The organism is Blastomonas sp. SL216 (genome assembly GCA_026625625.1).
Classification (GTDB): Bacteria; Pseudomonadota; Alphaproteobacteria; order Sphingomonadales; family Sphingomonadaceae; genus Blastomonas.
Genome location: CP113055.1, coordinates 1,345,709 through 1,363,522 on the forward strand (window position 1 = coordinate 1,345,709; position 17,814 = coordinate 1,363,522).

General features: G+C 63.9%; 17 protein-coding genes. 4 read left to right on the plus strand and 13 right to left on the minus strand.

The genetic code is table 11. The annotated features are described in order from the left end of the window. Position 1 precedes the first annotated feature (1 nt). Positions 2–1,648: an acetolactate synthase large subunit gene (locus OU999_06440; GenBank protein ID WAC24818.1), complete on the minus strand. Its 1,647-nt coding sequence runs from the start codon at positions 1,646–1,648 to the stop codon at positions 2–4. 389 nt (positions 1,649–2,037) lie between these two features. Between OU999_06440 and OU999_06445 the strand changes: the two genes are divergently transcribed. Further along, positions 2,038–2,805, plus strand: coding sequence for an N-acetylmuramidase family protein (locus tag OU999_06445; GenBank protein ID WAC24819.1), 768 nt, complete (start codon positions 2,038–2,040; stop codon positions 2,803–2,805). Positions 2,806–2,817: 12 nt separating this feature from the next. On the opposite strand, the gene OU999_06450 is transcribed toward OU999_06445, so the two are convergent. The 12 genes from OU999_06450 to OU999_06505 all read right to left on the minus strand — a co-directional run bounded on the left by OU999_06450 (position 2,818) and on the right by OU999_06505 (position 16,036). Next, on the minus strand, positions 2,818–3,762 hold the full coding sequence (locus tag OU999_06450; GenBank protein ID WAC24820.1) for a D-2-hydroxyacid dehydrogenase: 945 nt from the start codon (positions 3,760–3,762) through the stop codon (positions 2,818–2,820). Between the two features lie 22 nt (positions 3,763–3,784). Further along, positions 3,785–4,138 (minus strand): hypothetical protein, encoded by a 354-nt coding sequence (locus OU999_06455; protein WAC24821.1) that lies wholly within the window; start codon positions 4,136–4,138, stop codon positions 3,785–3,787. A 69-nt stretch (positions 4,139–4,207) separates the two neighbouring features. Continuing rightward, positions 4,208–5,671, minus strand: a complete 1,464-nt coding sequence (cysS, locus tag OU999_06460; GenBank protein ID WAC24822.1) for a cysteine--tRNA ligase — start codon at positions 5,669–5,671, stop codon at positions 4,208–4,210. 115 nt (positions 5,672–5,786) lie between these two features. Beyond that, positions 5,787–6,491, minus strand: coding sequence for a hypothetical protein (locus tag OU999_06465; protein WAC24823.1), 705 nt, complete (start codon positions 6,489–6,491; stop codon positions 5,787–5,789). 76 nt (positions 6,492–6,567) lie between these two features. After that, positions 6,568–8,604, minus strand: a complete 2,037-nt coding sequence (locus OU999_06470; GenBank protein WAC24824.1) for an adenylate/guanylate cyclase domain-containing protein — start codon at positions 8,602–8,604, stop codon at positions 6,568–6,570. A 328-nt stretch (positions 8,605–8,932) separates the two neighbouring features. After that, the gene (locus tag OU999_06475; protein WAC24825.1) at positions 8,933–9,604 is read right to left on the minus strand and encodes a nitroreductase; all 672 of its coding nucleotides are present in this window, start codon (positions 9,602–9,604) and stop codon (positions 8,933–8,935) included. Positions 9,605–9,674: 70 nt separating this feature from the next. Continuing rightward, positions 9,675–11,498, minus strand: a complete 1,824-nt coding sequence (gene cobT, locus OU999_06480; GenBank protein ID WAC24826.1) for a cobaltochelatase subunit CobT — start codon at positions 11,496–11,498, stop codon at positions 9,675–9,677. 49 nt (positions 11,499–11,547) lie between these two features. After that, a complete protein-coding gene (locus OU999_06485) occupies positions 11,548–13,653 on the minus strand; it encodes a transglycosylase domain-containing protein (GenBank protein WAC24827.1) in 2,106 nt (701 codons plus the stop codon). Positions 13,654–13,697: 44 nt separating this feature from the next. Beyond that, positions 13,698–14,057 (minus strand): DUF86 domain-containing protein, encoded by a 360-nt coding sequence (locus OU999_06490; protein WAC24828.1) that lies wholly within the window; start codon positions 14,055–14,057, stop codon positions 13,698–13,700. Further along, on the minus strand, positions 14,029–14,325 hold the full coding sequence (locus OU999_06495; GenBank protein ID WAC24829.1) for a nucleotidyltransferase domain-containing protein: 297 nt from the start codon (positions 14,323–14,325) through the stop codon (positions 14,029–14,031). Before OU999_06495 ends, OU999_06490 begins: the two co-directional genes overlap by 29 nt. 14 nt (positions 14,326–14,339) lie before the next feature. Then, positions 14,340–15,332, minus strand: coding sequence for a cobaltochelatase subunit CobS (cobS, locus tag OU999_06500; GenBank protein WAC24830.1), 993 nt, complete (start codon positions 15,330–15,332; stop codon positions 14,340–14,342). A 53-nt stretch (positions 15,333–15,385) separates the two neighbouring features. After that, positions 15,386–16,036, minus strand: coding sequence for a J domain-containing protein (locus tag OU999_06505; GenBank protein ID WAC24831.1), 651 nt, complete (start codon positions 16,034–16,036; stop codon positions 15,386–15,388). A 66-nt stretch (positions 16,037–16,102) separates the two neighbouring features. On the opposite strand from OU999_06505, the gene OU999_06510 reads away from it, so the two are divergent. From OU999_06510 to OU999_06520, 3 genes are all read left to right on the plus strand, one after another. Beyond that, positions 16,103–16,387, plus strand: coding sequence for a BolA family transcriptional regulator (locus OU999_06510; GenBank protein ID WAC24832.1), 285 nt, complete (start codon positions 16,103–16,105; stop codon positions 16,385–16,387). Positions 16,388–16,503: 116 nt separating this feature from the next. Then, a complete protein-coding gene (locus OU999_06515) occupies positions 16,504–16,851 on the plus strand; it encodes a hypothetical protein (GenBank protein ID WAC24833.1) in 348 nt (115 codons plus the stop codon). Continuing rightward, positions 16,848–17,744, plus strand: a complete 897-nt coding sequence (locus OU999_06520) for a pirin family protein (GenBank protein ID WAC24834.1) — start codon at positions 16,848–16,850, stop codon at positions 17,742–17,744. Before OU999_06515 ends, OU999_06520 begins: the two co-directional genes overlap by 4 nt. Positions 17,745–17,814 lie beyond the last annotated feature (70 nt).

Sequence of the window (17,814 nt, forward strand, 5' to 3'; positions counted from 1 at the left end):
ACTAAAGCTCTTTCGCCATCTTCTTGATGTCGATGTTCAAGATCTGATCGTTCTCCGAATAATCAACCGGACAATCGATGAGGTGCACCCCTGGCGTGTCGCGCGTATGGGCGAGCAGCTCCTTCAGATGCTCGGCGCTTTCGACGCGATAGCCGTTGGCGCCATAAGCCTCGGCATATTTGACGAAGTCGGGGTTGCCATAGGTCAGGCCCCAATCCTTGAAGCCCATGTTCGCCTGCTTCCAGCGGATCATGCCATAGCTGTTGTCGTTGAGGATCAGCACGGTCATGTTGAGCTTCAGCCGGACGGCGGTTTCCATCTCCTGGCTGTTCATCATGAAGCCGCCATCGCCGCAGATCGCCAGCACCTTGCGGTCGGGATAGACCATCGACGACATCATCGCCGAGGGCAGGCCCGCGCCCATGGTGGCGAGCGCATTGTCGAGAAGCACGGTATTGGGGCGATAGGCGCAATAGCCGCGCGCGAACCAGATCTTGTAGACGCCATTGTCCAGGCAGATGATGCCGTCATCGGGCATCGCATTGCGGATTTCCTGCACCAGATAAGGCGGGAAGATCGGGAAGCGCGCGTCCTCGGCCAGCTTGTTGGTATGCTCCAGCTCGGCCTTGCGATATTCCAGCATATGGTCGAGCTTCCACCCGCCATTGGGGACGATATCTTCCTTCATCTGCCAGATCGCATTGGCGATATCGCCGATCACCTCGATTTCGGGGAAATAGACCGGGTCCACCTCCGCCGTCTTGGTCGAGATATGGATCACCGGGGTGCCGCCCGGCTGCATGAAGAAGGGCGGCTTTTCAATCACATCATGGCCGATATTGACGATAAGGTCCGCAGCCTCGACCGCGCGGTGGACGAAATCGCCTGCCGACAGCGCAGCGCAGCCCAGGAACTTGGGGTGCCGCTCATCGATCACGCCCTTGCCGAGCTGAGTCGTCAGGAACGGAATGCCGGTCTTCTCAATGAACTGCAGCAGCATGCGGCTGGTCATCGTGCGGTTGGCGCCGGCCCCGATCACCAGGATCGGCGACTTGGCCTGTTCGAGCGCGGTGACCGCGGCGCGGATCGACTTCTTGTCGGCATTGGGACGGCGGGTCTGGCTCGGCTTCAGCGGAACCGAGTCGGTCTTTTCCTCGGCAATATCCTCGGGAAATTCGATATGCGCTGCGCCCGGCTTTTCCTCTTCGGCCAGGCGGAAGGCTTCGCGCACGCGGCTGGGGATGTTGTCGGCACTGGCCAGCTGATGGGTGAACTTGGTGATCGGTTTCATCATGTCGACCACGTCGAGAATCTGGAACCGGCCCTGTTTGGACTTCTTGATCGGCTTTTGCCCGGTCACCATCAGCATCGGCATGCCGCCAAGCTGCGCATAAGCCGCTGCGGTGACGAAATTGGTCGCGCCGGGGCCCAAAGTCGCCATGCAGACGCCCGCCTTGCCGGTATGGCGGCCATAGGTTGCGGCCATGAAGCCTGCGCCCTGTTCGTGCCGGGTGAGGATGAGCTTGATCTGGGTCGACCGGCTGAGCGAGTCGAGCATGTCCAGATTCTCCTCGCCGGGAACGCCGAAGATATACTCGACGCCCTCTGCCTCAAGGCATTGGACGAACAGATCGGATGCTTTGGTCATGGAAATTCCTCCCCCGGAAGCCGAATAAAGGCTCATCGTTGCAATCGTGCGACCGAAAGGATGTCCGGGCGGCGCTTGCTGCTTGTTTACGCCCGGGCGGAACGGCTCGCTACCGGCATGGCATCCGCCCTCCATGCTGGCTGTGACGCAAGGCATAACCACAAAATTCGGCCAAGTCACCCGCCAAAAGTGCGGGATCGGGCTTCGCTTTTTCCGACCAGAGGCACGCCGGGGCGGCAGCCCGGCCCAGTGGTTGATGCGGCTTTGAATGTTGGAATTGAATGAGTATCCTGGCCGATTAACCAATCATAATTTTGTCCCCCGCCAGGCCGCTGTAGAATGCGGCCCCGGCATCGCATGTGCCGGATGAATGATGGAAAAGTAGCGCCATGGACCGTGCCCCCGTTTTCTCTGCCATCAAGACCCTGCGCCAGGGCCAGGCCTTTACCAATGCCGAAGTCACCGCCGTCGATACTTTGCTCGACACGCTCGGGATCGCAAGGGCCGGGGCGGGCGGCGCGGCAGAGGTGCAGATCGGCCTTACCCTGGCGGACTTCAACGCGGCGGCCACGTCGCTCGGCTGCACCAGCGCCCAGATCCGCAGCGTTTGGGAGGTCGAGAGCGGCGGCGGCTGGTTCAAGGATGTGCGCGCGGACATCCTGGCGCTCGACGGTGCAGGCGGCTTTCTCGATGGCCCGCACCTGCCCAAGATCCTGTTCGAGGCGCATGTCTTCGACCGCTATACCGAGGGCCGATATCGCGACAGCCACCCCAATCTTTCGAGCCGGGCGTGGAACCGCAAACTCTATGTCGGCGGCCAAGGCGAATATGTGCGGCTTTGGAAGGCGATGCAGCTCGATCGGCACGCCGCGCTCCTCTCCGCCTCGGTCGGCGGCGCGCAGATCATGGGTTTCAACCACAAGCTTGCCGGCTTCGATACGGTCGAGGCTTTCTGGGACGAAATGAAGGTATCAGAGGCCGCGCATCTGAAAGCCTTTTGCAGCTTCATCAAGAACCGCAAGCTGGTCAACGCGCTCAAGGCGATCAGCAACAGCCCGGATGACTGTATCGCCTTTGCCAAAGGCTATAATGGCGAGCTGTACTACAAGAACGATTATCACGGGAAGATCGCCCGGGCCCATGCCAAATATGCATGAGCCTGGCGCGCTTCAGTAACCCAGTGCCAGATCGACCTCGTTGACCAGCGCCTCGCCGCGCCCATAGCGGGCGAGATTATCGGCGAACAGCGCGGCAGAGCGCTGGAACATCCGCGTCTGCGCGCGGCCGGACAGGTGCATCGAGATCTGCACATTGGGCAGCGACCACAGCTCGTGATCGGCAGGCAGCGGCTCGGGCGTGGTGACGTCGAGAAACGCGCCGGCGATGCTCCTGGCCTTGAGCGCGGCGATCATCGCATCCTGATCGACACATTCGCCGCGCGCGATATTGACCAGGATCGCGCTGTCCTTCATCGCCGCCAACTCGTCCGCGCCGATCAGCGCATCGGTCTCGCGGGTCGAGGGCGTCGCGATCACGACCCAGTCAAACGCGCCGATCTGGCTGCGCCATTCGTTCGCGCCCAGAATGCCCTGGTCGGGCCGCGCGGTGCGGGCCACCCCGGTGACCTCGACGCCAAAGCCCTTGAGCCGGTCGCCGATCGCGGAACCGATCGCGCCATAGCCGATGATCAGCGCGCGCGTTTCGTCCAGCTCGACCGTGCCAGGCGAGGCCCAGAGCCATTCGCGCCGGTCGGCAGCGCGCACGACATCGGCATAGCCCTTGGCCATGCTGAGCATGCCCAGCACCGCATATTCGGCAACCGCGATGGTGTTGACGCCCACGCCATTGGTGACGCGAGTGCCCCGCGCGATCAGCTGGTCGACGGGGAAATGATCGAGCCCGGCATAGAGGGTCGACACCCATTTCAGTTGCTCGCCCGCTGCGATAATGTCGCGCATCGCCTGCTTGTCGTGCATGTCGACCCAGGCGATATCCGCATCGACCACCTCGCGCAGCGCCTCGTCGGCCGAACCGATCCAGACGACCTGCATGCCTTGAGGGACGACGCCCTCGATCAACGGGCGCACCAGCGCGGAAATCACGGCCTTGGTCATGCTCTCTCCCCATCACGGAGGCTTATTTCCAGGCTAGATAGGCGGATGCAGCCAAGACTGGCAAGGCGGCAAAATCTGTCAGCGCAATGACTTGCAGAGAGGCAGGGCTGCCTCCGAGCCGGTACAGGACCAGGAAGGCGATCATGCTGACGGCAGCGACCACGACCGCCAGCCTGCGGACGCCGGGATCGAAAATCGCCCAACCGCAGACCAGAAAAACGCATGCGAACAGCGCTGCTCGATGCTGGAGCAGCAGAAACGTGGGCGCATCCTGCGCTACGCCGTACAACCGAGTGATCAGACCGGGCCGCACCAAAGCCGCCGCCGGAGCGATATGAACCATCGCCAGAATAGCCCAGAAGACGCGTTCCATCATCGCCGCACATTAGCGGCTGGACCGTCCGCTACAATTACCCCGGGGGTAATCCGTGCGGAGCGCAGGTCCTTAAACCTCAATCCGCCATTCCCAGCCGAGCGGGTCGCCGTCCATCACCTCGACACCCGCTGCAACGAGTTCGTCACGGATCGCGTCAGAAGCAGCGAAATTCTTTTCCGCGCGGGCTTCCTTGCGCAATATCAGCATATGCTCGATCCGGTCTGCGTCGATAGATGCGTTCGCCGGACGAAGGCGCAGGTCGGCGCGGTCCAGTGCCAGCAGGTTGAGCCCCAGCACCGAGTCCATGACAGCAACCGCCGCAAGCCGCTGGCCGGCATCAACCTTTTTCTGCGCCAGCACCTCGTCGAGCACGGTCAGCGCCTTGGCGGTATTGAGATCGTCGGACACCGCCGCGCTGAAATCGCCTAGCAGCTGCACCAGCCGCGGATGCTCCGCCGCGCCCGCCGCCTGCGCCTGGCTGCGCAAGCCCGCCACCGCCATCACCAGCCGCTTGAGCCGCGTCAGCGCCGCGAGCAGATTGTCCCAGCTGAACTCCAGCTCGCTGCGATAATGCGCCTGCAGGCACATCAGCCGGTATGCCAGCGGATGGATGCCCTTGGACACCAGCAGCGGAAGCCGCAGAAACTCGCCCGACGATTTGGACATCTTGCCGGTCCTGTCGATCAGGAAGTTGTTGTGCATCCAGAACCGCGCGCCGCTGCCATGCGAGCAGGCATAGGCCTGGTTCTGCGCGATCTCGTTGGGGTGGTGGATCTCGCGATGGTCGATGCCGCCAGTATGGATGTCGAACGGAAAGCCGAGCAGCGCCTCGCTCATCACCGAGCATTCGAGATGCCAGCCGGGCGCACCCCGCCCCCAGGGTGAATCCCATTCCATCTGCCGGCTCTCGCCCTCGGGGGTCTTGCGCCAGATGGCGAAGTCCTGCGCGTTGCGCTTGCCTTCGACCGCCTCGATCCGGCCCTCGCCCGCCTCGGTCGCAGCGCGCGCCAGCGCGCCATAGTCGCTGACGGTCGAGACATCGAAATACAGCCCGCTGGGCAGCTCGTAGCAATGCTTGTCGGCGATCGACTCCGCGAACGCGATCATCTTCGGCACGTAATCGGTGGCAACCGACCATTCGGCCGGCTGGCGAATGTTGAGCGCCTTGATATCGTCCCAGAAAGCCTCGGTATAGTGCCGCGCGATGTCCCAGATCGACTGAGCCCTTTCTGCCGCTGCCTTTTCCAGCTTGTCCTCGCCATCATCGGCATCGTCGGTCAGATGGCCGACATCGGTGATGTTGATGATATGCTTGAGCGCAAAGCCCTTGAAGCTGAGCACCCGGCCCAGCGTATCGGCAAACACATAGGCGCGCATATTGCCGAGATGCGCATAGTTGTAGACCGTCGGGCCGCAGCTATAGACCCGCGCCTCACCGGGATGGACCGGTTCGAACGGTTCAAGCGAGCGCGTGAGGCTGTTGAACAGCATCAGCGGGGCGGTATCGGCAGGGCTGTTTGCAGACGTCGTCATGCCCCTGCCATTGCCTGCAAAGCGCGCGGGCCGTCAAGCCGCGATGGCGGATAGAAAAACCCCGCCCGCACCGGTCGCAACGGTGCAGGCGGGGCCTCAATTCCAATAAACGGTCTTAGCGGTCGCCGGTCGATCCCGCCGCCTGGCTGGCTGCGGCCATGGTCTCGACCAGCAGGCCGAGCTGATTCTCGCAGCCATTTTCGATCAGCGTTCCGGCCAGTTCGTCAACCTCGGTCGGGACGCTGGGCAGCACGACCAGATCGATCTTGCGCGCCATGCCGTCGGGGCCGGTGAGCGTGTAGCTGGTGCCGCTGGTCACTGGCACTTCGGTCATCGGCCACAGCCGGTTGCCCGAACCCTTTTTCCAGGCGATGGTCGCGGCCGAACCGGTGCCAGCCAGCTTCAGCTCGACATCCTGATCCACCTTGCCGCGCCAGAACATCAGGCGTGCAGGCTCTGCCACGCAGAACTTGCCCGACTGGCTGGCGGCATCGATGAACCACAGGTTCGGGCTGCGCGCATTGGTCGGCGCAGGTGCCTTGGCGGGAGCGCCACGGACTGCCCCGGTGCGGCTGCGCGTTGCCGGGCCGCCGGTCGCAAGCAGGCTGGCAATCTGCGTGCTCTGGGTCTGGTCGCGCTTGACCGCGCCATCGAGCGTGAACGATCCGGGGCCGGACAGCACGCGCGTGCCGGCCTTGTCGAGCACGGTCACCTTGTCGCTGGCCTTGAGCACCAGCTTGGTGTTGGCGGGCAGCTTCTTGCCGGCGGGATATTGCGCCGCCGAGGGCCCGACCGAGCGCACGACCATGGACTGGGCCATAGCGGCACCGCTGGCGGCCATGCCAAGAGTGAATACTGCACCAAACGCAAGCGCCCGGCGAAGTACGGACTTCCTTTCAACCGAGAACATAGCTTTCTCCTTTTTGTGTCTGACCAAGTCGCTTGAACAGATTCGCGATGGCCTCTTCCTGCCCCAATTCCTCAAGCTGCGATGTGAGTTGAACCACAGCCTCGTGATTTCCTGCCTCATGCGCGGCAACAAGCTCTGCAATACTCGTGCGCTCATTTTCGGGCCTGTCTGGCGCGGGCTCGAAAATGTCCACGGGCTTGGCGCGTCCCCTTAGCACGATCCGCCCCATCGGGCGATACCAGTCGAGGCCCGAGCGCTCGGCTGCCTCGCGGCTGACCAGCACGCGCGTGTCGAGATTCTTGTTCGCCGCCTCCAGCCGCGCTGCGGTGTTCATGCTGTCGCCGAACGCGGTATACTGGATGCGCCCCTCGCCCCCGAAATTGCCGACGATCGCCTCGCCGAAATGCACCCCCACCCGAGTACGTCCGATCGGCGGCACGCCTTCGGGCGCGGTCCGGCGGAAATCCTCGCCCGCCTCGTACATCGCCCAGGCCGCACGCACCGCGCGCTCGCCATCATCGGGAAAGCCGATCGGCGCACCCCAGAAGGCAACCACGGCATCACCGACGAACTTGTCGAGCGTACCGCCATATTGCAGCACGACATCGGCCAGCCGGTCGAGATAGTTGTTGAGCAGGAAGGCAACCATTTCCGGCTCGATGGCATGGGTGAGCTTGGTAAAGCCTTCCAGATCGGTGAAGACGCAGAAAATCTCGCGCTTCTCGCCATGCAGTGCCAGCTTGTCGGGGTCCTTGAGGATTTCCGCCGCGACCGAGCGGGGCAGATATTTGCCCAGGGCGTTCTGCGCAAAGGCGCGCTGTTTCGATCCGATCACCCGCGCTGCCGCGCCGACCGAGGTATAGGCGAGCAGCCATCCCGTCGCCCAGCCGAAGCTTGGCAGGTTGAGCGTGTCGAACCCGGCATATTGCAGGATGAACGGCGCGGTCATGAAGAACAGGATCTGGGTGCCCAGCAGCAGGCCCATGATCCACGCGCGCGCCTGGCTGATCGCGGTGATGCAGCCGGCGATCACCACCGCCAGCGCCATGGTCCATAACGACCATTTGGGGAAGGAAAACGGCTTATCCTTGTCGAGCAGCTGCGACATCATGTGCGCATGCACTTCCAGCCCGATCATTTGCGATTCGCCGGTCACGACATCGCCGATCCGGGTGAGCGGCGTATCGAATTTGTCGAAATCGACGAAATCGCCGCCGATCAGGATGTGGCGTCCCTTGACCTCGCTGGCGACGAACTCGGCGCTCGCTGGATCGGCAAACAGGTCGATCGGCAGCTTGTTGATCACCGGACGGTCGGATGACAGCGGCAGGCGGAAGCGGATGGCGCCGCGATAATCGGCAAAGGCAGCGTCCGGCGGCGTCATCGCGCGCACCATGATCGGCGGCAGGTTTTTGGGCTGATCGGGCCAGCGCCGAGCAACACCATCGGAATCGGTGACCAGGCGGATGCTTGTCGGCCTGGTCTTGTCGGTGGTGACGTCCTTCAGAAACTGTTCGAGAAACTGCTGCTGGCGGAACTGGATCGCCTCGGTATTGGTGGCGTTGCTGGCATAGGCGACATGCGTCGGCGTGTTCATGTTGCGCAGCGCGGTCTTGAGCGCCTCGTCATCATCCTGCGGCTGATCGAACAGGATATCGATGCCGATCGATTTGGCGCCCATCCTGTCGATATTGGTCAGCGCATTGGCCAGGATGGTGCGGTCGACCGGCGATCGCTGCCCGGTGTCGATCAGCGTATCGTCGGTATAGACGACCATCAGGATGCGCGGGTCCTGATCCACCTTCTTGGCGAAATTGGCCGCGCGCATGTCATACATCGCGTTCTCGGCATCGCCCAGCAGCGGCATTTCCGTGCTGTAGCGCGCCACCGCAACGGCAAAGACCAGAAAGCCCAGCGTGGCGAGAAGGCGCACCAGCCCCAGCTGGCGGATCAACCGTGTGGCCGACCGGCCCACCTCTTCGCGGCTGCTCGCCGCAGCAGCGGAATCTGCCTTGCTTGCCATGATGTCAGCTATTGCCCCCCGGCCCATGACACACGCTGCATGCAGGCGCGGCAGATGCCGGACCCAACGCGGGCATGCCGCAACCGCCTGGCGAGCGCGTCGTCGCCGCTTGCTGCCAGCCCGGTCCAGTCCAAAGCATCGTCGCACCCCTTGCCATCGCCGCCCCCAAGCCGCGATACGTCAAAATTCAATCCTCGGTGCGACCCGGAGAGGATTCGTTTCGCTAAGCTATAGTCTGCCGATAACGGGCTGACCAGTTGCCGCCGCCGGTTTGCCTGCGATTATACATGAGCAGGCTGAACCGGCGATGGCTGCTTTGCCGCGGTGGTCAGAAGCCCCGGAACTGAATAGCATCGTCGATACTGACGCGCGGCACGGGGAAGCCGTTGATCGGCGCATCAGGGTCGCGATAGCCCACGGCCATGCCGGTGAAGAAGATGAACTCGTCACCAATGCCCAGCAGCTCGCGCATATAGGTGCCGTACATCGCCCAGATTTCCTGCGGGCAGCTGTCCAGACCCGCCTCGCGCAGCAGCAGCATCACCGTCTGCAGCCACATGCCCATGTCCGACCATTGCGGCTGGCCCATATAGGTGCGACAATAGGTGAAGATCTGCACCGGCGCGCCGAAGCTGTCCCAATTGGCCATCATCTGCTTGACCCGGCCCGCGCCATCCTCGCGCCCGATGCCCAGCGCGCCGAACATCGCCTCGCCCACCGCGCGGCGCTGCTGCTCGTAGCGGCCCTCCAGGCCTTCGGGATAGATGGGATATTCCATCCCCTCGCCCATCGGCGCGGTCGCAGCCTTGGCCTTGATCTTGGCGGTCAGGTCGGCGAGCGGCTCGCCGGTCAGCACGATCGCATTCCAGGGCTGGGTGTTGCCGCCCGAAGGCGAACGCTGCGCCTTGGTCAGGATTTCACGGATCATGTCCAGCGGCACCGGATCGGGCCGGAACTGACGGACGGAACGACGGGTGGCAACGGCTTCGGATACGTTCAAGGCGGATCTCCCCTGCGAGATGAATTTAATCGCGTGGTTAAGGCGTTGTCCGGACCTTGGCAAGCCAAGCTTATTCGTCGTCGAACAACCCTGCCAGCTGCTCCACCATCGTGCCGCCCAGCTGCTCGGCATCCATGATCGTCACCGCGCGCCGGTAATAGCGGGTCACGTCATGGCCGATGCCGATGGCGATCAGCTGCACGGGCGACATTTTCTCGATCCAGTCGATGACCTTGCGCAGATGCTGCTCCAGATACGCGCCGTGATTGACCGACAGCGTCGAGTCATCGACCGGCGCGCCGTCCGAGATCACCATCAGGATGCGCCGCTCCTCATGCCGCGCGATCAGGCGGTTGTGCGCCCAGAGCAGCGCCTCGCCGTCGATATTCTCCTTGAGCAGCCCCTCGCGCATCATCAGGCCCAGATTCTTGCGCGCGCGCCGCCAGGGCTCATCGGCCTTCTTGTAGACGATGTGCCGAAGATCGTTGAGGCGGCCGGGAAGCTGCGGGCGGCCATGCGCCAGCCAGTCCTCGCGGCACTGCCCGCCCTTCCACGCCTTGGTGGTAAAGCCCAGGATCTCGGTCTTCACACCGCAGCGTTCGAGCGTGCGCGCCATGATATCCGCGCTGATCGCCGCGATGCTGATCGGGCGACCGCGCATCGACCCGGAATTGTCAATCAGCAGCGTGACGACGGTGTCGCGGAATTCGGTATCGCGCTCGATCTTGTACGATAGCGAATGGCCGGGCGCGACGACAACGCGGGCAAGCCGCGCGGCATCGAGCATGCCCTCTTCCTGGTCGAAGTCCCAGCTGCGGCTCTGCTGCGCCATCAGGCGGCGCTGCAACCGGTTGGCGAGCTTGGTCACGGCGCCCTGCAGATGCGCCAGCTGCTGGTCCAGATAGGCGCGCAGCCGCAGCAGCTCGTCCTCGTCGCACAAATCGGTGGCCTCGACGATCTCGTCGAACCGCGTGGTCCAGGCCTTGTACTCGAAATCATTGGGCAGATCGGTCCACGGGCGATTGGGCCGCGTCGGCATCATGCCATCGTCGCCCATCTCGCCGGGGTCGCCATCGTCCCCCTGCTCCATCTCGCCTTCGGTCTCGGACTGGTCGCCGTCCTCGTTCTCGCCGGTCTGTTCCTCGCCGCGCGCCTCGGTCTGGCCCTGGTCGGATCCGTCTTGCTCGCCTTCCTGATCCTCCGGCTCGCCCTGTTCGGACGAATCGTCATCATCGCCGTCGTCCTGGCTGTCCTCTTCGTCCATCTGGCCTTCGGTCAGCTCCAGATGCTCGAGCAACCGGTTGGCGAGCGCGGCAAACCCCGCCTGGTCGTCGAGCGACATCGCCAGATTGTCGATATCCTCGCCGCCCTTGGACTCGATCCATTCGCGGACCAGATTGACTCCGGCCACGCTGTCTTCGGGCATCGCCTTGCCGGTCAGCCGCTCGCGCACGATCAGCCCCAGAGCGGTCGAGATCGGCACCTCATCGGCGCGTGTCGCGCGCACGATCGGGTCGGAGCGCATGCGCATCTCCAGCGCCGCATCCAGATTGGCGCCAAGGCCGCTCATCGAGCGGCTTCCCAGCGCTTCGATCCGCACCTGCTCGACCGCATCGAACGCCGCACGCGCCACCGCTTCGCGCGGGGCACTGGCATTATGCTGGGCCGGATTATGGTGTTTCAACCGCAGCGCATACAGATCCGCGAAGCCGCGCGCTTCGGCGACCTGATCGGCCGGCAGCTTGCGTCCCGGCATCGGCACGCGCAGCTTGCTGCCCGATTGCGACGGCGGATCGGCGGTGAACGCGACCTCGATTTCGGGCTGGCTGGCAATGGCCCGCGCGGTCCCGGCCAGCACATTCTTGAGATCGTCGAGCGGAGTGCGATTGGTCATCCGCTATCGCTGAAGGGGGGCGCTGCCAATGTCAAGCGATGGGCTTGCGCTATTGCGGCGGATCGGTCGGAGGTGGCCGCTGGCGCTGCACATTTGCCCCGCTGCCATCGACTGTCACCTCCACTGGCGCTCCGCCCACATCGCCCGAAATGGTCAGCCCCTCGGGCGTCACGCGGACATTTGCACCACCCAGCTCGGCGGTGATTTCGCCTTCGAGAACGGGGCCGACCGCCGGATCGGGATCGACCTCCTCGGGCGGTGCAGCGGGAGCGGCGCGGCGCGGCGGAACGGCACCGCGCACGGCCTCGCCCATGAACTGGCGCCAGATGCGCGCGGGCAGACCGCCACCGCGAATGCCCTGCATCGGGCTGTTGTCGTCATTGCCGATCCACACGCCGACGACCAGATCGCCGGCATAGCCGATGAACAGCGCATCGCGATTGTCCTGGCTGGTGCCGGTCTTGCCGAAATTGGGGATGTTGAGGCTCGCCGCGCGGCCCGTGCCGCGGTTGACGGCGGCGCGCAGCATGTCCTGCATCTGTTCGTGCACACGGGTGGAATAGCTGTCCGGTCCATCGACCAGCCATTCGATCCAGCCCTGCTCCTCGCGCTTGAAGGCATGCGGTTCGACCGGCCATTTGTTGCTCGCTACTCCGGCAAAGGCTGCCGTCATCTCCAGCAGCGTCGCGCTGCCGCTGCCCAGCGCCAGGCTGGGATCGCCTTCGGTAAACGGCCCCTTCAGGCCCAATTGGGTCGCCTGCTTGATCACCTTCTCGCTGCCCACCTTCTGGAACAGCCGGACAGAGGCGACATTGCTCGAATGGACGAACGCCTCTTCCAAGCTGATGACGCCGCGATAGCGGTCGCCGGCATTGCGCGGGCGGTAGGTTCCGGTGGTGATCGGCGAATCCTCGACCACCGAGTTCGGCTCCATCCCCGCCTCCAGCGCGGCGAGCCAGACGAACAGCTTGAAGGTGGAGCCGGGCTGGCGGCGCGCCTGGGTGGCACGGTTGAACGGCGAGGCATCGTGGCTCTTGCCGCCGACCATCGCCACGACCTCGCCGTTGGTGCGCATCGCGACCAGGGCGATCTGCGCCTTGCCCAGCCCGGAGCGCGCGACAATTCGCTCGGCAGCGCGCTGCAGCCGCGCATCGAGCGTCGTCGTCAGCGTCAGGCGGCTGTGCGACATCTCGGTCAGTGCCCGGGCCTGCGGCATCGCCCAATCGGCAAAATAGGTGCCATTGGCCAGCTTGGGCCGCTCATGGACATCAAGCCGCGGCTGCGGCAGCGCGTCGGCCTCCTGCTGGGTCAGATAGCCCGCATCGACCATCGCCGCGCGCACCATGGCGGCGCGCTTGCTGGCCCCCTGCCAGTTGCGCGTCGGCGCAAAGCGCGAGGGTGCCTGCACCAACCCGGCGAGCAGGATCGCCTGTTCGGGCTTCAGCTTTTCCGGCTGGCGATAGAAATAGTGCAGCGAGGCCGCGCGCAGGCCGTACACATTGTCGCCGAAATAGGCGTTGGAAAGATAGCGCCCCAGAATCTCGTCCTTGGTCAGCCAGGCCTCCAGCCAGAAGGCGATCAGCATCTCGCGCAGCTTGCGCGTCAGGCTGCGTTCGGGGGTAAGGAAGCTGATCTTGGCAAGCTGCTGCGTGATCGTGCTGCCACCCTGGACGCTGCTGCCCGAGACATTGGCCCAAAGCGCACGCGCCAGCCCGCGCGGATCGATGCCCCAATGCGTGTAGAACCGCCGATCCTCGATCGCCAGAAACGCTTGCGTGACATGCGGCGGCAGCCTGTCGACCACAACCGGCTCTTCCACCACCGCGCCGCTGCGCGCGATCGGCGTGCCATCGGCGGCCAGCAGCGTGATTTCGGGCGGCGCGATCGGTTCGAGCGACTTGGACAGTGGTGCGGTGATCGCCAGCCAGGCGAGCAGGATCAGGAACAGCACAAAGCCCGCAGCCATGGCCCGCTTGGCCCACCACCAGCGCGTGCGCGGCGGCTTGATAGGCTCGGGCGCAGGCGCGCTGACGTCGGCAGGATCAAGCCACGGATTACGCGCCTCGCCCAGCCCCGGCGGCGGCCATGGCGCATCGGCAGCAGAAGCTCCGCCTCCCCCAAAACGTCCCGATCCGAATCGCAGTTTCTTGAACACAGCAGGTGTGTTATATGATTATGACAGCACTAGCTAGTGCGGCTTCATTGCTGCAACGCTGCACGACAGCGTTCTACAAGCCTCGGCACATCGTAAACGGCTGCTGCGTACAATATTTCATGATCGATCATGTCGTATTCTTGCCTCAACCTGTTACCCAAGCCCCTCAAGGCATGGAATGGCACTTCCGGGGCGATGGCTGCCATGCGTTCTTCGCCCACCCTTATGACAGCTTCAGTTATCCGCTGCAGGCAACGCTCGATGGCATCGACAGTGATGCGGCTTGCCGCAAAATGCTGAAAGTCCATGCCGTTCAGATATTCGGCTACGAAACCCGCATTTTCCACGATATCGAGCAGGGTGTCGTGCTCGCGATCAGAAGACATGAACACGATCCCGATCAATCGCGATCTGCATGCGCGGCTTGCGAGCAGGCTCGGCGACAAGATCGACGTTCGTGGTCAGAATTTCCTCCAACCGATCGGCGATCAGGGCATATTGAAAAATTCCCACCCTGGCTGCTGATGCGAAGCGCGCAGCAAGATCAATATCGGATTGTGGCCCTGCTTCGCCGCGTGCGGTAGAGCCGAACAGCGACAGCCGTTCGACGCCCAACGCACGAAGCTCGGCTTCATGGGCCTTCAGTCTTGCAATGGCAGTCGCCTTGTCCATCGCTTCCCCGCAGCTCACCCCCGACCGATGATGCTCTCCGGCAGGTCCTCGCCGAATACGCGCTGGTAATATTCCGCCACCAGCATCCGCTCTGCCTCGTCGCACTTGTTGAGGAACGACAGGCGGAAGGCGAAGCCGATATTGTGGAAGATCGCGGTATTCTGGGCCCAGCTGATTACGGTACGCGGGCTCATCACCGTCGAGATATCGCCGTTGATAAAGCCCTGGCGGGTCAGATCGGCCACCTTGACCATGTTCTTGACCACCTGCGGATCGGTTTCGCCGACCTTGGCCAGCACCACCTTGGCTTCAGTTTCGGCGGGCAGATAATTGAGCGTGCACACGATGTTCCAGCGGTCCATCTGGCCCTGGTTGATCTGCTGCGTTCCATGATACAGCCCGCTGGTGTCGCCCAGGCCCACGGTGTTCGCGGTAGCGAACAGGCGGAAATAGGGGTTCGGACGGATCACGCGGTTCTGATCGAGCAGGGTCAGCTTGCCTTCGGTCTCGAGCACGCGCTGGATCACGAACATCACATCGGGGCGACCCGCGTCATATTCGTCGAACACCAGAGCGGTCGGCGTCTGCAGCGCCCAGGGCAGAAGGCCTTCGCGGAACTCGGTCACCTGCTTGCCGTCGCGCAGCACGATGGCGTCGCGGCCGACCAGATCGATACGGCTGATATGCGCATCGAGATTGATGCGGATGCACGGCCAGTTGAGGCGCGCGGCAATCTGTTCGATATGCGTCGACTTGCCCGTACCGTGATAGCCCTGCACCATCACGCGGCGATTGTGCGCAAAGCCCGCCAGCACCGCGAGCGTGGTTTCCGGGTCGAACACATAGGACGGATCAAGATCGGGCACGCGCTCATCCGCTTCGCTGAACGCGGGCACCTGCATGTCGATATCGACACCGAACACCTCGCGCGCATCGACCATCTTGTCGGGCGCATCGAGCAGGGTGCCATCGCGGCTATCGGGCTGGGTGTTCGAAATATCGGTCATGGCAAAATCCGGTGTTGCGAGGTCGTCTGGGGGCTCCCCGCCCGATCGCATGATCAGGCGAAGGCGGCAAGTTTGCGCAAGTGCGTATAGGCGGCGATGACCTCCTGCAAGGCTTTCTCGTGGCTTCGGTCGCCGCCATTGCGATCAGGGTGATAAGTGCGCACCAGCTGCGAATAGGCCTTGCGGATGGTCGTGCGCGTTGCATCCGCGCCAAGCCCTAGCGTCCGCAGCGCATTCTGGTCGGCTGCCGAAAGGCCGCGCTGCTGCGCGCGGGCGGAATCGGCAGCAGCGCGCGCACGATCAGCCATGTTCTGGCGGAAGCGCGCGCCGATGGCGTCGAGCGGATCGGCAAAATCGCTCCATCGCGGAGTCTGGCCCGCGCCCGCGGCAAAGGCGCGCGTCTCGCGGTCCCAGCCGGCGGTCGGGCGCTGCGCCTGATAGATTTCCTCGGCGGTCATTCCGGCGAAGAAATTGTACCGCTCGTTGAATTCGCGGATATGCTCGAGGCAGAACCAGCGATAGCGGCCCGGCCCGTCAAAGCGCGAGCCATGGCGCGATTCTTCTGCCGGAGGAGCGCGGAACTCCCCCTCTTCCGGGCAATCGGCCCAGTCACAGCGCCGCCCGGTATTTTCCACCCGGCCATGAAAACGGGTGCGTCTGCGCGCACCGCCGCCATCCCGCCCCGTGTCGCCACTGTCTGCCAAGACCTGATGCCATTCCCTGAGTACGCCGCCTCGCCATCGGGCGGAAAGCGGCCTATATAGGTGCGCATGACGACGAAAACCAAGGGGCCGATGGCCAGCGAAATCGAAACGCGTTTGATGGCCGCGCTGACGCCGACGCGGCTCGACGTGATCAACGACAGCGCCAAGCACAGCGGCCATATGGGCGATGATGGCAGCGGCGAATCGCACTTCACGGTCGAGATCGAGAGCGCCGAGTTTGCGGGCAAGTCCCGGCTGGAACGCCAGCGCATGGTCAACCGCGCGCTGGGCGAGCTGCCGGGACAGAAGGTGCACGCGCTGGCGATCAAGGCGCGGGCACCGGGCGAATAGAGCTGAGCATCACGACGGCCTCTTTTTCCTCCACGCTCGCGGCCGATCGCGAGAGGGTATGGCATTCGGTTACCTCGATCGCCGGCCTGCGGCAGGAAATGATGCCGTTGCTGGCCATGACCGCGCCTGCAGGTTTCGAGCGCCTTTCCGATGGCGACATCCAGCCGGGCAAAGCCGTGTTTCGCAGTCGCCTGCTGATCGGCGGTGTTATTCCCGCTGGCACCAGCATGCTGACCTTCACCAGCTTCAACCCGGGTTTCGGCTTTGTCGAACAGTCGCCGATGACCGGGATGCGCCGCTGGCAGCATGAACGGCGCATCGACGAGGTGCCTGGCGGCTGCCGCGTGACAGACACGCTGAACTTCGAGCCAAGCCTGTTCCCCGGACTGACCGCCCGGTTCGTCGCACTGTTCTTCCACCACAGGCATCGCCGGCTGCGGCGCATGTTCGGAGAGATGAAATGACGTCCCCCATCGCCCTCACGCTGCTTCCCACCAGCCATGATCTGGGCGGCTTCACCGTGCGCCGCGTGCTGCCGCAGAAGAAGCGCGCAATGGTGGGGCCGTTCATCTTCGTCGACGAATTCGGCCCGGCGCAGCTCGATATCGGGCGCGATCTGGGCGTGCGGCCGCACCCGCATATCGGGCTTGCCACGGTCACCTATCTGTTCACCGGCGCGATCGATCATCGCGATTCGCTGGGCACCTTCCAGACCATCCATCCCGGCGAGGTCAATCTGATGACCGCAGGGCGCGGCATCGTCCATTCGGAGCGCAGCCCTGCCGACGAGATGGCGGGAGGCGCCAGGCTGTTCGGCATGCAGACCTGGCTGGCGCTGCCCGATGCCCTGGAAGATACCGAGCCCGCGTTCGAGAATATCGGCTGCCCCGCGCTGCCTACCGTCGACGATGGCAAGGTATCGGCCAAGATCATCATGGGCTCGCTCTGGGGCCAGACCGCGCCGACCACCTGCCACAGCCCGACCATCTATGCCGATATCGTGCTTCAGGCGGGCGGCGCGATCCCGATCGACAGCCCGGCGGACGAGCGCGCGGTGATGCTGGTCGATGGCGATGCCGCAATCGATGGCCTGCCGCTGGAGCCTTATCTGCTGTACCTCATCGCTCCGGGAGCCAAGCCGAAGCTGGAGAGCATGAGCGGCGCTCGTGCGATGCTGCTGGGCGGCGCGGATTTCGCCTCGGAACGGCATATCTGGTGGAATTTCGTCGGCTCGTCCAACGCGCGCATCCGCGATGCGGCCGACCGCTGGAACCGCGGTGCCTTCCCCAAGGTGCCGGGCGACGAGCACGAGTTCATTCCCATTCCCGAAGTGCCGCTGACCCGCGGGCGGACATGATCCATGCCTCCGTGGGGTGACGAGATTAGGGCGATGGCATAGAACGGCCGGAAAACGACAGACCGGAGAC

What these genes read in the sequence shown, in the direction of transcription:
- OU999_06440 (WAC24818.1), bottom strand. Translation starts at nt 1,648, where the DNA reads ATGACCAAAGCATCCGATCTGTTCGTCCAATGCCTTGAGGCAGAGGGC.
- OU999_06445 (WAC24819.1), top strand. Translation starts at nt 2,038, where the DNA reads ATGGACCGTGCCCCCGTTTTCTCTGCCATCAAGACCCTGCGCCAGGGC.
- OU999_06450 (WAC24820.1), bottom strand. Translation starts at nt 3,762, where the DNA reads ATGACCAAGGCCGTGATTTCCGCGCTGGTGCGCCCGTTGATCGAGGGC.
- OU999_06455 (WAC24821.1), bottom strand. Translation starts at nt 4,138, where the DNA reads ATGATGGAACGCGTCTTCTGGGCTATTCTGGCGATGGTTCATATCGCT.
- cysS (WAC24822.1), bottom strand. Translation starts at nt 5,671, where the DNA reads ATGACGACGTCTGCAAACAGCCCTGCCGATACCGCCCCGCTGATGCTG.
- OU999_06465 (WAC24823.1), bottom strand. Translation starts at nt 6,491, where the DNA reads ATGGCCCAGTCCATGGTCGTGCGCTCGGTCGGGCCCTCGGCGGCGCAA.
- OU999_06470 (WAC24824.1), bottom strand. Translation starts at nt 8,604, where the DNA reads ATGGCAAGCAAGGCAGATTCCGCTGCTGCGGCGAGCAGCCGCGAAGAG.
- cobT (WAC24826.1), bottom strand. Translation starts at nt 11,498, where the DNA reads ATGACCAATCGCACTCCGCTCGACGATCTCAAGAATGTGCTGGCCGGG.
- OU999_06495 (WAC24829.1), bottom strand. Translation starts at nt 14,325, where the DNA reads ATGGACAAGGCGACTGCCATTGCAAGACTGAAGGCCCATGAAGCCGAG.
- cobS (WAC24830.1), bottom strand. Translation starts at nt 15,332, where the DNA reads ATGACCGATATTTCGAACACCCAGCCCGATAGCCGCGATGGCACCCTG.
- OU999_06510 (WAC24832.1), top strand. Translation starts at nt 16,103, where the DNA reads ATGACGACGAAAACCAAGGGGCCGATGGCCAGCGAAATCGAAACGCGT.
- OU999_06515 (WAC24833.1), top strand. Translation starts at nt 16,504, where the DNA reads ATGACCGCGCCTGCAGGTTTCGAGCGCCTTTCCGATGGCGACATCCAG.
- OU999_06520 (WAC24834.1), top strand. Translation starts at nt 16,848, where the DNA reads ATGACGTCCCCCATCGCCCTCACGCTGCTTCCCACCAGCCATGATCTG.